Source organism: Streptomyces sp. NBC_01264 (assembly GCF_026340675.1).
In the GTDB taxonomy this organism is placed as follows: Bacteria; Actinomycetota; Actinomycetes; order Streptomycetales; family Streptomycetaceae; genus Streptomyces.
Genome location: NZ_JAPEOX010000001.1, coordinates 1,715,475 through 1,730,352 on the forward strand (window position 1 = coordinate 1,715,475; position 14,878 = coordinate 1,730,352).

11 protein-coding genes are annotated in these 14,878 nt (G+C 70.9%); 4 read left to right on the forward strand and 7 right to left on the reverse strand.

All coding sequences use genetic code 11. From position 1 onward, the window contains the following. Window position 1 precedes the first annotated feature (1 nt). The 4 genes from pstA to OG435_RS07740 form a co-directional block, all read right to left on the reverse strand. Window positions 2-1,354, reverse strand: a complete 1,353-nt coding sequence (gene pstA / locus OG435_RS07725) for a phosphate ABC transporter permease PstA (protein ID WP_266876080.1) — start codon at window positions 1,352-1,354, stop codon at window positions 2-4. Continuing rightward, on the reverse strand, window positions 1,351-2,373 hold the full coding sequence (gene pstC / locus OG435_RS07730; protein WP_266876081.1) for a phosphate ABC transporter permease subunit PstC: 1,023 nt from the start codon (window positions 2,371-2,373) through the stop codon (window positions 1,351-1,353). Before pstC ends, pstA begins: the two co-directional genes overlap by 4 nt. Further along, window positions 2,370-2,900 (reverse strand): hypothetical protein, encoded by a 531-nt coding sequence (locus OG435_RS07735; protein ID WP_266876082.1) that lies wholly within the window; start codon window positions 2,898-2,900, stop codon window positions 2,370-2,372. Before OG435_RS07735 ends, pstC begins: the two co-directional genes overlap by 4 nt. 518 nt (window positions 2,901-3,418) lie before the next feature. After that, a complete protein-coding gene (locus OG435_RS07740; RefSeq protein WP_266876083.1) occupies window positions 3,419-3,871 on the reverse strand; it encodes a DUF2000 domain-containing protein in 453 nt (150 codons plus the stop codon). 49 nt (window positions 3,872-3,920) lie between these two features. On the opposite strand from OG435_RS07740, the gene OG435_RS07745 reads away from it, so the two are divergent. From OG435_RS07745 to OG435_RS07755, 3 genes are all read left to right on the forward strand, one after another. Further along, window positions 3,921-4,733, forward strand: a complete 813-nt coding sequence (locus tag OG435_RS07745) for a helix-turn-helix domain-containing protein (RefSeq protein WP_266876084.1) — start codon at window positions 3,921-3,923, stop codon at window positions 4,731-4,733. 291 nt (window positions 4,734-5,024) lie between these two features. Next, window positions 5,025-7,016 carry a discoidin domain-containing protein gene (locus OG435_RS07750; RefSeq protein ID WP_266881565.1) on the forward strand — a complete coding sequence of 664 codons (1,992 nt, stop codon included), beginning with the start codon at window positions 5,025-5,027 and terminating at the stop codon, window positions 7,014-7,016. A gap of 79 nt (window positions 7,017-7,095) precedes the next feature. Beyond that, window positions 7,096-7,695 (forward strand): TetR/AcrR family transcriptional regulator, encoded by a 600-nt coding sequence (locus OG435_RS07755; RefSeq protein ID WP_266876085.1) that lies wholly within the window; start codon window positions 7,096-7,098, stop codon window positions 7,693-7,695. Window positions 7,696-7,702: 7 nt separating this feature from the next. On the opposite strand, the gene OG435_RS07760 is transcribed toward OG435_RS07755, so the two are convergent. The 3 genes from OG435_RS07760 to OG435_RS07770 form a co-directional block, all read right to left on the reverse strand. Beyond that, complete coding sequence (locus OG435_RS07760; protein ID WP_266876086.1) at window positions 7,703-8,611, reverse strand: formylglycine-generating enzyme family protein; 909 nt, start codon at window positions 8,609-8,611, stop codon at window positions 7,703-7,705. A gap of 77 nt (window positions 8,612-8,688) precedes the next feature. Next, complete coding sequence (locus tag OG435_RS07765; RefSeq protein WP_266876087.1) at window positions 8,689-10,089, reverse strand: sulfatase family protein; 1,401 nt, start codon at window positions 10,087-10,089, stop codon at window positions 8,689-8,691. A 144-nt stretch (window positions 10,090-10,233) separates the two neighbouring features. Beyond that, on the reverse strand, window positions 10,234-11,193 hold the full coding sequence (locus tag OG435_RS07770) for a LysR family transcriptional regulator (protein ID WP_266876088.1): 960 nt from the start codon (window positions 11,191-11,193) through the stop codon (window positions 10,234-10,236). A gap of 178 nt (window positions 11,194-11,371) precedes the next feature. Between OG435_RS07770 and OG435_RS07775 the strand changes: the two genes are divergently transcribed. Beyond that, window positions 11,372-14,857: a M28 family peptidase gene (locus tag OG435_RS07775; protein WP_266881566.1), complete on the forward strand. Its 3,486-nt coding sequence runs from the start codon at window positions 11,372-11,374 to the stop codon at window positions 14,855-14,857. Window positions 14,858-14,878 lie beyond the last annotated feature (21 nt).

Consider the following 14,878-nt stretch of genomic DNA (forward strand, 5'->3'; position numbering starts at 1 on the left):
GCTACGGCAGGGGCTGGGGTAGCGCCCGCCACCCCTCCGGCTCCGGCCCCCCGGCCTCCTCTTCGGCCGGGGCGAGGTCCCGCTCGGCGGCCCGGGCCCGCATCCGCTCCACGTCACGGGCGGAGGCGAGCACCCGGCGGTGCTGGGCACCGCGGCCGAGCTGGCCCGGGGCCTTGCCGCCGATGACACGGGCGAGCACGAAGAGCAGCAGCACCAGCCCCATCAGCAGGGCCGCGCAGCCGAACCCGCGGGCGATCATGGACTTCTCCGGGGACTGGACCAGGCTGAAGACCGCGAGCGGCAGCGAGAGTTGGGGCCCCTCGAAGGGATCGGCGTTGAGCCCGTTGGCGATGCCCGAGGTGAGCAGGACCGGGGAGGTCTCCCCGATGCCGCGGGCGGTGCCCAGGATGACGGCGGTGGTCAGTCCGGACCGGGACGTGGGCAGGACCACCGTCCACACGGTGCGCCACTGACCGGCCCCCAGGGCGTACGAGGCCTCCTTCAGCGAGCCCGGCACCAGCCGGATCACCACGTCGGAGGCCCTGATGACGATCGGCAGCATCATCACGGACAGCGCGAGGGCGGCGGCGAAGCCGGACTTGTCGAAGTGGAGGATCAGGATCCAGGTCGCGTAGACGAACAGGCCGGCCACGATCGAGGGCAGCGCGGTCATGGCTTCGACGATGGTGCGCACGAACCGCGCGTAGCGGCCCGGTACCTCGTTGAGGAACACCGCGCAGGCCAGGCCCAGCGGCACGGAGACGGCCAGCGCGATGCCGATCTGCTCCAGGGTGCCGACGATCGCGTGCAGCGCCCCGCCCTGGGTCAGCGGCTCCAGGGGACCGGTGGCGGCCATGTCCTCGGTGAAGAAGTTGAGGTGGGCCAGGGCGGCCCAGCCGCGCATGAGCACGTAGCCGACGACGAGCGCCAGGGCCGTCATGAGCAGGGCGGCGATGCTGTGCACGAGGGCCTGCGCGAGGCGGGCCCGCACGGTGGCGGCGGACTCGTCGAGGGACACCAGGACGGCGTAGAGGGCCATGAAGGCCAGGTAGAGGACGACCACGAAGCCGAGGGGCGCGTTGAAGGGCAGGAGCCGACCGAACAGCAGCGCGGTCACGGCGAGCGCGGCGGCGGCCGCGCCCACCATGGCGAGGACGTCGCGCAGGTGCAACGTCGAGGTGTTGCGCCGACGTTCGGGCGGAACCCCGGCGCCGTCGGACACCACGGGCGGGCGGACCGTGGCGACGGCGGGAGCGTCCGCGGCGCCGGCGGGAGCGTCCGCGGCGCCGGCGGGAGCGTCCACGGCGCCGGCGGCACCCGGCCCCCCGTGCGGCGTGTGCGAGAGGGCGGTCATGCGTCGGCCCCCGCTCCGGAGCGGCTGCGGGCCACGACCGAGGAGGCGATGAAGTTGACCACCAGGGTCATCAGGAAGAGGGTCAGGCCGGCCGCCATCAGTGCGGATATCCCGAGGGGGCTGGCCGAGCCGTAGCGCAGGGCGATCAGGGCGGACACGGAGATGGTGCCGTTCTGGAGGATGTGCGGCTGGATCACGAAGACCGGGGAGATGATCAGGTAGACGGCGATGGTCTCGCCGAGCGCGCGGCCGAGCCCGAGCATGGTGCCGCCGATGATCCCGCCCCTGCCGAAGGGCAGGACGACGGAGCGGATGACACCCCACGGGGTGGCGCCGAGCGCGAAGGCGCCCTCGCGCTCACCGGGCGGCGCCTGGGCGAAGGCCTCGCGCATCACCGAACAGGCGATCGGCGTCACCATCAGCGCGACGACCATGCCCGCGATGAAGGTGGAGGAGGTGTAGAAGGTGTTCGGGCTGAGCGGGTCGCTCGGGTCGTCCCCGTCGACCGCGAAGGGCGGGAACCAGCCCAGGTAGGTGGTCAGCCAGCGGGACAGCCCGACCACGTGCGGCTGGAACAGGAACAGCCCCCACAGGCCGTAGACCACGCTGGGCACCGCGGCCATCAGGTCGACGAGGCTGATCAGGGTCTGCTTGATGCGGCGCGGCGCGTACTCGGTGATGTAGAGGGCGGTACCCATCGCCAGCGGCAGCGCGAAGAAGATCGCGACGCCGCCGATCAGCAGGGTGCCGACCAGCACCGCCGCCACACCGAAGTTGTGGGAGTCGGGCTCCCACGCGGAGGTCGCGAGGAAGGCCCAGCCGGCATCGTCCAGGGCCTTCACGGCGCGGACCCCGAGGAAGACGCCCACCAGGGTCATGACGAGCAGGACGGCGGCGCCGGCGGTGCGGGCCGAGCCGCGGAAGATCCGGTCGGCCGGATCGCCGCTCCCGGTGAGGGCGCGCGGGGTGATGTGCTCGTCCTCGGGGGCGGCCGGGGGGATCACCGTGGTCGCGGTCATCGCGGGCCTCCCCCGCGCAGGGCCAGCCCCTGGGTCTCCCCGGCACCGGGCAGCCGCAGACCGCGCAGCCGCCGGGTGTGGGTGACCCCGGAGGCCACCTGGGCCTCGGCGGCGGCGGACAGGAACAGCTGGAGGCTGTGCCGGCATTCGCGCTGGCGGCGGAAGGTGCGGACGGCCACGGCCACGCACTGCTCGTCGAGGACGAGCTGCCAGGTCCAGGCGCCGATGCCGGAGCCTGACGTGGCGCCCATGCCGGACGTGGCATTGGAGCCGGACGTCGCGCCGGAGCCGGACAGGGGACCGGACAGGGCGCCGGACCCGGTACGGGAGCCGCCCGGGACCGCGGCGCCCGCCCCCCGGGGGGCCGTACCCGCCATCACGGCCGTGGACATGGCTACGATCGGGACGGCCTCGCCGATCCGCTCCCGGAGCCGGTCCACGGCCGCGCCGCAGGCGCCGAGGGCGCGGAACATGGAAGGACTGCGGCCGAGTTCATGATTGTTCGAGCCGACCAGGCGCCAGGTCACGGCGTCGGGCCCGCCTCCATGGCCGCCACCCCCGCACGCTCCGTGCGGTCCCCCCGCCGTCGACGCAGGCGCCTGACGTCTTTCTACGTCCACCCAGGACACGAACAGAAAACGTGGCTGCGACACCGGACCGCCCCCCTTCCCCACAAGCCGTGCGTGGCCGGAAAACGGCCACCCACCCATGGCCGCGGGCATGACAATCCACGGGGCGTAGGGCTCTGGGGCACACGGATCGGTGAAGCAGAAACGGAGAACACGTGAACGGGCGGCGGAGGCGTGTTGCGCACGCGATGGCCCGTTCGGCCCGCGGCGGCAGGGATCAGGCCGCGACCGGCCCCTCGGGGGATCTCCACAGAAACATCACGAACGGGCTCAGGACCTGATGACGGCAGGCCCCCCACAGCACGGAGCGCGTCCCGCACCGGACCCCGGAGACCCGCGCGAAACTCGCCGCAGCGATCCTGCCCCCACCAACGAGTGGCCGAAACAGCATCCCGCCACCGGCCACCCCGCAGCACTCACCGGTGCATGCGGGCCCCCTTGAACACCTTGTCCACCGCGTTGCGCGCCCCGTGGACGGCGATCCCGACCAGGTCGAGCCGCTCCGTACCCACCGCCGCCACGGCCGCCCGGTTGGCCCGGTCGTGGCCCGTGGCGAACAGGTCGGAGGTGAACACCGCCGTCGCGAGTCCGCGCCCGACTGCGCGCGCGTGAGCCGCCGCCACCGTTTCCTTCCCGCCCTCGAAGACCAGTACGGGCTGGCGGAACATCGGCAGGTAGGGGGTCCCGTCGGCGTCCTCGTACGGCTCGCCGACCACCTCGGGGAAGGCCGTGCCGAGCCCGCTGACGAGGAACGCGGTGACGTTCAGCCGCTGCCAGGTCTCCAGGTCGTCGCGCAGCAGCACCGCGATCTTGGTATCGAACCGCACGGGCGCGTCCGCGCCGTTCCCGCTCTTCTTCTCGTCGCTCATGCCGTGAGACTGCCGGGCGTCCCCGCGCACGGTCTTGTACGTTCTTTGCGTGCAGCCCCAGCAGGAGGTCTCGGCCTGGCGTCCGCGGGTCGCGGGTGTCGTCGAGGTGTTCCACGCACACTTCACGGCGCACGCCTACCCCATGCACGTCCACGACGCGTGGACCCTGCTGATCGTCGACGACGGAGCCGTCCGCTACGACCTGGACCGCCACCGCCGCGGCACCCCGGGCGACACCGTGAGCCTGCTCCCGCCGCAGGTTCCGCACAACGGCTCGGCCGCGACCCCGGACGGGTTCCGCAAGCGCGTGGTCTACCTCGACACGACCGTGCTGGACGAGCGCTTCATCGGCCCCGCCGTGGACGGTCCCGACCTCGCCGACCCCGTACTGCGCCGCCGCGTCGGGCAGCTCCACCGGGTCCTGGCCTCCCCCGGTGACGAGTTCGAGGCGGAGAGCCGGCTGACGCTGATCGGCGAACGGGTGCGCACGCCGCTCCGGCCCCGCCCCGGGCTCCCGGGAACCGGCGCCGCATCGCCTGGCCCGGGCCTCGCCCGGAGCATGCGCGAGCTGCTCGACGACCGGGCGGCCGGCGGCGTGTCCCTGAAGGAAGCGGCGGGCCTGCTCCAGGCCCACCCCGCCCACCTGGTGCGCACGTTCAGCGGCGCCTTCGGCATCGCCCCGCACCAGTACCTCGTCTCCCGCCGGGTCGCCCTGGCCCGTCGGCTGCTCCTCGACGGCCGCCCGGCCGCCGAGGTCGCCGTCGCGGCGGGCTTCTACGACCAGGCGCACTTCACCCGGCACTTCAAGCGCGTCGTCGGCACCACCCCCGGGCGCTACGCCCGCTTCCGCGCGACCCACTGACGGCAACCCTCCGGGCGAGTAGGGTGACGATCCATCAGGTCATGCGACCCGGACTCTTGACTCTGTACCCGGCAGTAGCGATTCTCGACCCAATGCTTGCGCGGGACATGACAATCAGGTGCCAGGGCGGCCACGCCTCCGGTGGACCGTGTCCTCGACCGCGCCCTCCGCCGACCGAGGACGTGAGTAGTGGCCATGACCCCAGACCCGCAGAAGCCACGACCGGAACCGCACCCCCGCCGCCGGCGCAAGCCGGTCGCGATCCTGTCCCTGCTCCTCGGCCTGCTCGCCATGGTGCTCGGCCCCGCCCCGGGAGCCGCCGCCGACAACAACTGGTGGGAACCCACCGCACGGCCCGCACCCGATTCCCAGATCAACGTCACGGGCGAGCCCTTCAAGGGCACCGACGCCCAGGGCAACGTCCGGGGCTTCGTCGACGCGCACGACCACATCATGTCCAACGAGGGCTTCGGCGGCCGTCTGATCTGCGGAAAGCCCTTCTCCGATGCCGGGATCGCCGACGCGCTCAAGGACTGTCCCGAGCACTACCCGGACGGCAGCCTGGCGATCTTCGACTTCGTCACCAAAGGCGGCGACGGCAAGCACGACCCCGACGGCTGGCCCACCTTCAAGGACTGGCCCGCCCACGACTCGCTGACCCACCAGCAGAACTACTACGCCTGGATCGAGCGCGCCTGGCGCGGCGGGCAGCGCGTCCTCGTCAACGACCTCGTGACCAACGGGGTGATCTGCTCGGTCTACTTCTTCAAGGACCGCGGCTGCGACGAGATGACCGCCATCCGCCTGGAGGCGGAGAAGACCTACGACATGCAGGCCTACGTCGACAAGATGTACGGCGGCGCGGGCAAGGGCTGGTTCCGCATCGTCACCGACTCCGCGCAGGCCCGTGAGGTGATCAAGCAGGGGAAGCTGGCCGTGGTCCTCGGCGTCGAGACCTCCGAGCCCTTCGGCTGCAAGCAGATCCTGGACATCGCGCAGTGCAGCAAGCAGGACATCGACCGCGGCCTCGACGAGCTCTACAACCTCGGCGTGCGCAGCATGTTCCTGTGCCACAAGTTCGACAACGCCCTGTGCGGGGTCCGCTTCGACGAGGGCGCGCTGGGAACGGCCATCAACGTCGGGCAGTTCCTGTCGACGGGCACCTTCTGGCAGACCGAGCAGTGCCGGGGCCCGCAGCACGACAACCCCATCGGCCTGGCCCCGGCGGCCGGCGCCGAGAAGCAGCTGCCGGCGGGCGTGAGCGTGCCCTCGTACGCCTCGGGCGCCCAGTGCAACACCCGCGGCCTCACCGACCTCGGTGACTACGCGGTGCGCGGCATGATGAAACGCAAGATGATGCTCGAACTCGACCACATGAGCGTGAAGGCGGCCGGCCAGGCCTTCGACATCATGGAGACCGAGAACTACCCGGGCGTGATCTCCTCGCACAGCTGGATGGACCTCGGCTGGATGGAGCGGCTCTACAAGCTCGGCGGTTTCGCCGCCGCGTACATGGGCGGCTCCGAGGGCTTCAGCGCCGAGGCCAAGCGGACCGACGCGCTGCGCGAGAAGTACAACGTCGGCTACGGCTACGGCACCGACATGAACGGCGTCGGCGGCTGGCCCGGCCCGCGCGGGGCGAACACCCCGAACCCGGTGACGTACCCCTTCCGCAGCACCGACGGCGGCTCGGTCATCGACAAGCAGACCACCGGCCAGCGCACCTGGGACCTCAACACCGACGGCGCCTCCCACTACGGCCTGGTGCCGGACTGGATCGAGGACATCCGCATCGTCGGCGGACAGGGCGTGGTGGACGACCTGTTCAAGGGCGCCGAGTCCTACCTGCGCACCTGGGGCGCGTCGGAGCAGCACAAGGCCGGCGTGAACCTCGCCGTGGGCCGGCCCGCCTCCGCGAGCACGTCCGAGTGGTGGAACCCCTTCGTCAGCTTCTCGCCCGGCCTCGCCTTCGACGGCAGCCGGAGCAGCCGCTGGGCGAGCGAGTGGAACGACAACCAGTGGCTGCAGGTCGACCTCGGCTCCTCGCAGCTGGTCAAGCGGGTCACCCTGGACTGGGAGGCGGCGTACGGGCGTTCGTACCGCATCGAGGTCTCCCCGAACGGCACGGACTGGACGACGGCCTGGTCCACGGCCGAGGGTGACGGCGGGGTGGACACGGCGAGGTTCGCCGGGGTCCCGGCCCGGTACCTACGCGTCCACGGAGCGGGACGCGGCACCCAGTGGGGTTACTCCCTGCACGAAGTCGGCGTATACAGCAGCTGACGGCGCCCTGCGGGGTGTCCGGGGCCGGTGGCCCGCGGACACCCCGCAGGGGCGCACCGGAGCGAAGGGGAACCCGTACATGGCACGGATGCCGTTGACCGACCGGCGCAGGCAGCTGACGGAGGCGGCGATCCGCGCGATGACCCGCGACGGGGTGTCCAGGACCACGACCCGGTCCATCGCCGCCGAGGCGGGCGTCTCCCTGAGCGTCTTCCACTACTGCTTCGACTCCAAGCAGGCCCTGCTGGAGTCGGTCATCGAGACCATCACCGCGCACTACGTCACCCTCGTGAAGGCCGCGATCGTGCCGAGGCCGACGCTGCGCGAGACCATCCGGGCCGGCTTCCAGGCGTACTGGGACCACGTGGCGGCCAGTCCCGGGGCGCACATGCTCACCTACGAGCTCACCCAGTACGCTCTGCGCCGGCCGGAGTTCGGGCACCTGGCGCGCAAACAGTACGAGTCCTACTGCGACACGTACACCGAGCTGCTCGAAGAGCTGCGCCGGATCACCCCGTTCGAGCTGAGCGTGCCGGTGTCCGTGCTGGCGCGCTATCTGGCGGCCATGACGGACGGGGTGACCCTGAGCTTCCTGGTCCTCGGCGACGACGAGGCCGCCGCCGAGATCCTCGACATGGTCACCGACCACGTGGCCGGTCTCGTCGTCCAGGTGAACTGATCCGCCCTCAGGCCGCCACCCGGAAACCGATGTTGGACGTGGAGCTGTCCGGGGTGTTGGAACTGCGGGCCGCGACCCGGTAGCGGTTGCAGTACGAGTCGTGGCAGAGGAAGGAACCGCCGCGCATCGTGCGGGACTCGTGGCCCGGACCGAAGGGGTCCGCACACCACTCCCACACGTTGCCCACGGCGTTGTAGAGCCCGTGGCCGTTGGGGCGGTAGGACTTCACGGGGACCGTGCCGAGGTGGGGTCCGGTATGGGTGGTGGGGAAGTCGCCCTGCCAGATGTTGAGCAGCGTGCGTCCGCCCGGGGCCAGTTCGTCGCCCCAGGGGTAGCGGCGCTGCTCCAGGCCGCCGCGGGCCGCGTACTCCCATTCGGCCTCGCTGGGCAGCCTGGTTCCGGACCAGGAGCAGTACGCCTGCGCGTCGTTCCACGAGACGTGGACGACGGGGTGGTTCTGCCGGGTCGTGACGGACGATCCGGGCCCTTCGGGGTGCTTCCAGCTCGCGCCGGACACCGCCCGCCACCAGGGGACCCCGGCCACGGGCGGTGCGGTGGCGGCGAGTTCCTGCGCCAGCAGCCCGGCGAAGACGAAGGAGAACCCGAACTCCTCCGCCTCCGTGACATGTCCGGTGGCCTTGACGAAGGTGGCGTACTGGGCGTTGGTCACCGTCGTCGGCGCGATCCGGAAGGGATCCACGGCCACCTCCCGGACCGGCCCCTCACCGTCGGCCGGAAACCCGTCCGCGTCCTCGGTGCCCATGAGGAAGCGCCCCCCGGGCAGGTCGAGCAGACCGCGTACGGGCCGGGGCGCGGGGAGCACGGGAGCGGCGAGCACCGGCGCGGCGAGCAGGGTGACGGCGCCAGCCGGGGAGTCGTTTCCGGGGGTGCAGCAGGAGGGGTACGAAGAGGACACAGCAGCTCCGGTGAACGTGCGGGATGGATGCGGTCCGGCCGGGCGCGCGGTGGTGCGCCCGGCCGGAGGTCCGGCGGCTAGCCGACCCGGTCGGCGGCGAGCGCGGCGGCCAGGGCGGGGATGCCCAGGTTCCGTTCCTGCGCCGGGGTGGCCTGGTACAGCTTGTTGACCAGCTGGTGCGGGTCGGCGGCGAGGTCGTAGTACTCCCGGAAGGTGACCTCTCCGGTGCCGGACACGGTGCCGTTGGCATCGGTGTGCAGCTTGTAGTACTCCACGTACTGCTTGTCCTTGGCCACGTAGGAGGACCAGGTCCGGTGGTCGGGGGCGGTGCCCTGCTTCCACCATTCGACGAGCAGGTGGTCGCGGCTGTACGAGCTCAGCAGCGACCGGCCGTCCTGCGGGGTGTTCGGGGTGATCCCGGCGGCGTCGAGGATGGTGGGCGCGATGTCGATGTTGGCGACGATGCGGTTGTCCACCGTGCCGGCTCCGAGGCCTCCGGCGGGCCAAGAGAGGTAGAACGGCACCTCGTGGGCGGGGCTGTAGGGCACCGACTTGGCGGTCCAGCCGTGGTCGGCCCAGCCGAAGCCGTTGTCGCCGATGTAGATGACGAGGGTGTTGTCCAGCTGGCCGGTCGCCGCGAGCTTGTCCTTGAAGGCCTGCACCGCGTCGTCGACCGAGAGCAGGACGCGCAGTTGCTCCGCCCGGATGCGCTTGCCGTCCTCCAGGGTGCCGGTGGCGTCCTGGATGTAGGGCGGCTTGTCGCTGCGGTCGGCCTCGGTGACGGAGGGGCGGCCGTTCCACTCGGGGACGGGGGTGCCCGCGTACTTAGGCTCGGGCGTACGGGGCCCGTGCGAGGCGTACGGGGTGACGTAGGCGAACCAGGGGCGGGTGTCGGTGGCGGCCTTGTCCAGGAAGCTCAGCGTCCGGTGCTTGATGACGTTCGTGGTGTAGCCGTTGATCGTCTGGACCGTCCCGTTGACGTTCCATTTGCCGTCCACGTACGAGGGCTGGAGCAGGGCGAAATCCTCGAAATGCGGGGGCGCGTCCGCGATGTTCCAGGAATTGAGGTATTTACCGAAGAGGCCCGTGCGATATCCGGCCTGCTTGAGATAGCGCTGAACGGTCGTGTTCTGGTCGAGCGCCGCCGAGGAGGCATTGTTGCGCACCCCGTGGTTGTGGGCGTAGCGGCCGGAGAACACCGAGGAGCGGGAGGGTGCGCACAGCGGGGTGGTGACGTGCCCGTGGTTGAACTTCACCCCCTGCCCGGCGAGCCAGCCGATGGTCTTCTGGAGCGCCCAGTCGGTCTGTTTGGGCTGGTCATCGGTGACGATCAGCAGGATGTTCGGCCGGCCGGCGGCCGCCGCCGCGGGAGCCGCGGCCGCCTGGCCGATCGCGGGCACGGTGGCGGCGGCCGCGGCCGCCGCGGTGCCGGCGAGGAATCCTCGGCGGCTGACCTGCGTACGGATTCTCTTACTCATGGGTATTTCCTCCTGCTCTCCGAAGGGGCCCCATCAATTTCACAAGATGGTGTGGCGGCCACTGCCATGCGGAGAGCGTAAAGGGATCCCCATACCCGTTCCATGTACGGAGTATGAAATGACGTCAGTGTATGTGAACGGGCGTCAGTCGAGGACCGGGTGGGCTTCCGGGTGCTCGTCCCACCACGCCCGGTGGAAGGGGTTGTTGTCCACATTGGCCAGGTACGCGTACGCGGCGGACCGGAAGAAGAGCTCCGCCTGGCGGGCCGAGACCGCCGAGCGGTTCCAGGCGAGCCGGATGCGCCCCGTGATCGGCGCCCCGATCAGCGGCCGCATCACCGTGCCGGGTACGGCGGGTGCGGTGGGCTGGCTGAGGGAGACGGCGCGGCCCGCGGAGATCAGGTCGTACTGCATCATGCGGTCGGTGATCCGGTAGCGCAGCGCGGGGACGAAGCCGGCTTTGGCGCAGGCCTCGACCAGCGCCTCGGGTCCGCCGTCGTCGTCCTCGACGAGTGTCATCCACTGCTCGTCGGCGAGGTCCGCGAGATCGAGGGCCTCCAGCCGGGCCAGCGGGTGCCGGGCCGACATCCGGATGCAGAAGGGCTCCTTGGGGACCAGGGTGCGGGCCGTCACGCCCGCGGGCAGCGGCACCTCGTGGTCGTTCACCTCTCCGTACACGATGACGTCGTAGCGGCCCGCGCCGAGCATCCGCACCAGGGCGGTCACCGAGTCCTCCAGGTCCACGGTGATCTCCCGGCCCGACAGGACCAGGTCCTGCCGGGCGATCAGCCCGTCGATCAGCACCAGCAGGATGCAGCCCAGGCGCAGCGGGGCGTCGGCCGTCATGGCCCGGGTCTCCGCGCCGAGCGCGTCCATCTCGCTGAGCACCCGGCGGGCCTTGGCCAGGACGAACTGGCCGAGCGGGGTGGGTTCGACCCCGAGCCGGCCCCGGACGAAGAGTTCGCCGCCGGTGACCCGCTCGATCCGGCGCAGCTGGGCGGAGAGCGCCGGCTGGGAGACCCCGAGGACCCGTGCCGCGCCCCCCAGACTTCCGGTCTCCGCTATCTGGCAGACGGCTTGCAGATGCCTCAACTCCAGCTGCATCCCCGCAGCTTACGCAGCGTCACGCGCCCGCACCATAACGCCGGTCTTATGTCCGCAGGGATGTCCCGAACTCGTCATGGACACGCCCATACTCGGCCGCGAACAGCCGTCCAGCCGTCCCCATCCCCATCCACACCCCCCACACGATCGGAGTGGACTCTTGCAGCCCACCAGATGGATGGCCGCCCTCGCGGCCATGGTGCTGACCACGGGCCTCGCAGGCACGCTGGCCACCACCGCCACCGCCTCGCAGAGCTCGGACCCCGCCCCGGCCACCGCCGCCGAACGGGCCGTCGCCGCGGCCGACGCGGCCGTGCGCAGCGGGCTCGACAGCCTCGTCAACTCCCCGCAGCAGCAGTACGACCGGCGCCTGGTCACCCCCTGGGTGAAGGACCTCTACTCCGTCGCGTACGAGCGCAGCTACCGCGGCCTGCCGGTCGTCGGCGGCGACGCGGTCGTGCTCGCCGACGGCCAGGGCCGGGTACGGGCCCTCCAGTCGGCCTCCGCGACCGTGATCGACGTGTCGACCACCGCGTCGTTCACGGCCAGGGCCGCCGAGGCCGTCTCGCGCGGCAAGCAGGTCAAGACCGACAAGGTGGAGAGCAGCCGGCTCGTCGTCAAGATCAAGGACGACAAGCCGGTGCTGGCCTGGGAGACCGTCCTGATCGGACGGACCGCCAAGGCGCCGAGCAAGCTCCACGTGTTCGTGGACGCCCGCACCGGAAAGTTCGTCGACAGCTTCGACGAGGTGGTCGCGGGCAGCGGCAACAGCAAGTGGAACGGCCCGAACCCGCTGACCATCGACACCACGGCCTCGGGTGGCACGTACTCCCTGCGCGACCCGAACCGGACCGGTCTGAGCTGCGCCGACTACACCAGCGGCACGGTCTTCTCGAAGTCCTCCGACTCCTGGGGCACGGGCAACCCGACCTCCAAGGAGACCGGTTGCGTGGACCTGATGTTCGCCGCGCAGAAGCAGTGGGACATGCTGAGCCAGTGGCTCGGCCGCAACGGCGTCAACGGCAGCGGCCGCAGCTTCCCGGCCAAGGTCGGCCTGAACGACGTCAACGCGTACTGGGACGGCAGCTCCGTCAGCATCGGCCACAACAACGCCAACGAGTGGATCGCCGGCGTGGACGTGGTGGCCCACGAGTACGGGCACGCCATCGACTCCAACACCCCCGGCGGCACCAGTGGCCAGGAGTCCGGGCTCGGCGAGGCCACCGGTGACATCTTCGGCGCGCTGACCGAGGCGTTCATCAACGAGCCCTCCCCGTACGACACTCCGGACTACACCGTCGGCGAGATGATCAACCTCGTGGGCAACGGTCCGATCCGCAACATGTACAACCCGCCGGCCGTCAACAACGACCCGGCCTGCTACAGCTCCGCGATACCGGGCACCGAGGTGCACGCGGCCGCCGGCCCGCTGAACCACTGGTTCTACCTGCTCGCCGAGGGCACCAGCCCGGGCGGCGGCAAGCCCAGCAGCAGCACCTGCAACCAGTCCACGCTGACCGGGGTGGGCGTCCAGAACGCCGGCAAGATCTTCTACGGCGGCATGCTGCTGAAGACCTCCAGCATGTCCTACAAAAAGTACCGGACGGCGACGCTGAGTTCCGCCAAGTCGCTGGACACCACCTGCGACCTGTTCAACAAGACCAAGGCCGCCTGGGACGCCATCAGCGTGCCCGCCCAGTCCGGTGACCCGACGTGTACCCCGAGCGGCCAGAACAGCGACTTCTCGATGGCCCTGAACCCCTCCTCGGGCTCGGTCCAGCAGGGCGCCTCGGTCACCACCTCGGTCGCCACCGCGATCTCCACGGGCACCGCCCAGCAGGTGACCCTCAGCGCGTCCGGCCTCCCGGCCGGGGTCACCGCCTCCTTCAGCCCGGCCACCGTGCAGTCCGGCCAGTCCTCGACGCTGACGCTGACCGCCTCCTCCAGCGCGGCTCCGGGATCCTCGACCGTCGTGGTCAAGGGCCAGGGCACCAGCCTCTCGCACACCGTCGACTACACGCTCACCGTCGGCGGCACCACTCCCACCCCCGGCGCGCCGAACATCGACGTGGCCGCCGTCCAGGCACACCTGACCCAGCTGAACACGATCGCCTCCCAGAACGGCGGCAACCGCCGCGCGGGCAGCGCCGGTTACACGGCGTCGGTGGCGTACATCAAGGGCAAGCTGCAGGCCGCCGGCTACACGGTGTCCGAGCAGAACTGCACCTCGTGCACCTACCCGTCGAACAACCTGATCGCCGACTGGCCCGGCGGCCCCGCCGACCAGACGATCATGTTCGGCGCGCACCTCGACAGCGTCTCGGCGGGTCCGGGCATCAACGACAACGGCTCGGGCTCCGCGACCCTGCTGGAGAACGCGCTCGTCCTCGCCCAGAAGAACCCCACCATGACCAAGCACGTCCGCTTCGCCTGGTGGACCGACGAGGAGCAGGGCCTCAACGGCTCGAAGTACTACGTCAACCAGCTCACCAGCACCCAGAAGACCGCCATCAAGGCCTACTACAACTTCGACATGGTCGGCTCGACCAACGGCGGCTACTTCATCAACAACGTCAACTCCACCGCGGCCGCCCCGCTCAAGGCCTACTGGACCTCCCTGAACCTCGCTCCCGAGGAGAACACCGAGGGCCAGGGCCGCAGTGACGACTACTCCTTCCAGCAGGGCGGCATCCCCACCTCCGGCTACGCCGCCGGTGCCAGCGCCCGCAAGACCTCGGCGCAGGCGACGAAGTGGGGCGGCACCGCGAACGCGGCGTACGACCCCTGCTACCACGCCTCCTGCGACACCACGAACAACATCAGCGCCACCGTCCTGGACCGCAGCGCGGACGGCGTGGCCTACACCGTCTGGAACCAGGCCGTCGGCGGCACCACCCCCGGCCCCGACTTCTCGATCAGCGCCTCCCCGGCCACCGGCAGCGCCGCCCAGGGCGGCAGCGCCAGCTCCACGATCAACACCGCCACCACCAGTGGCGCCGCGCAGACCGTCGCCCTGTCGGTGACCGGCGCCCCCGCCGGCACGACGGCCTCGCTGAGCCCGTCCTCGGTCCAGTCGGGCAGCTCCTCCACGCTCTCCGTCCAGGTCGGCGCGAGCACCGCGCCCGGCACCTACACCCTGACCGTCACCGGCTCGGGCTCGGTCAGCCACACCACCACCTACACCCTGACCGTCACGGGCACCGGCCCCTCCTGCACCCCGCGCCAGCTCGTGGCAAACGGCGGGTTCGAGAGCGGCACCACCCCGTGGACGACCACCACGAACGTCATCACCAACCAGGCCGGACAGGCCCCGCACGGCGGCACGTACAAGGCCTGGCTCAACGGCTACGGCACGGCCCGCACGGACAGCGCCTCCCAGTCCGTGACCATCCCGACCGGCTGCTCCTCGTACCAGCTCGGTTTCTACCTGCACATCGACACCGCCGAGACCGAGAACACGGTCTACGACACCTTCACGGTCTCGGTGGGCGGCCAGACGCTGGCGACCCTGTCCAACGTGAACGCGGCCTCCGGCTACCAGCTCAAGACGTACGACGTCTCCCGGTTCGCCGGCCAGAGCGTCACCCTGAAGTTCCAGGGCGTGGAGGACGCCTCCCTGCAGACCTCCTTCGTCGTGGACGACGTCACCCTCCAGGTGAGCTGACGCCACCGGCACCCTGAGCAC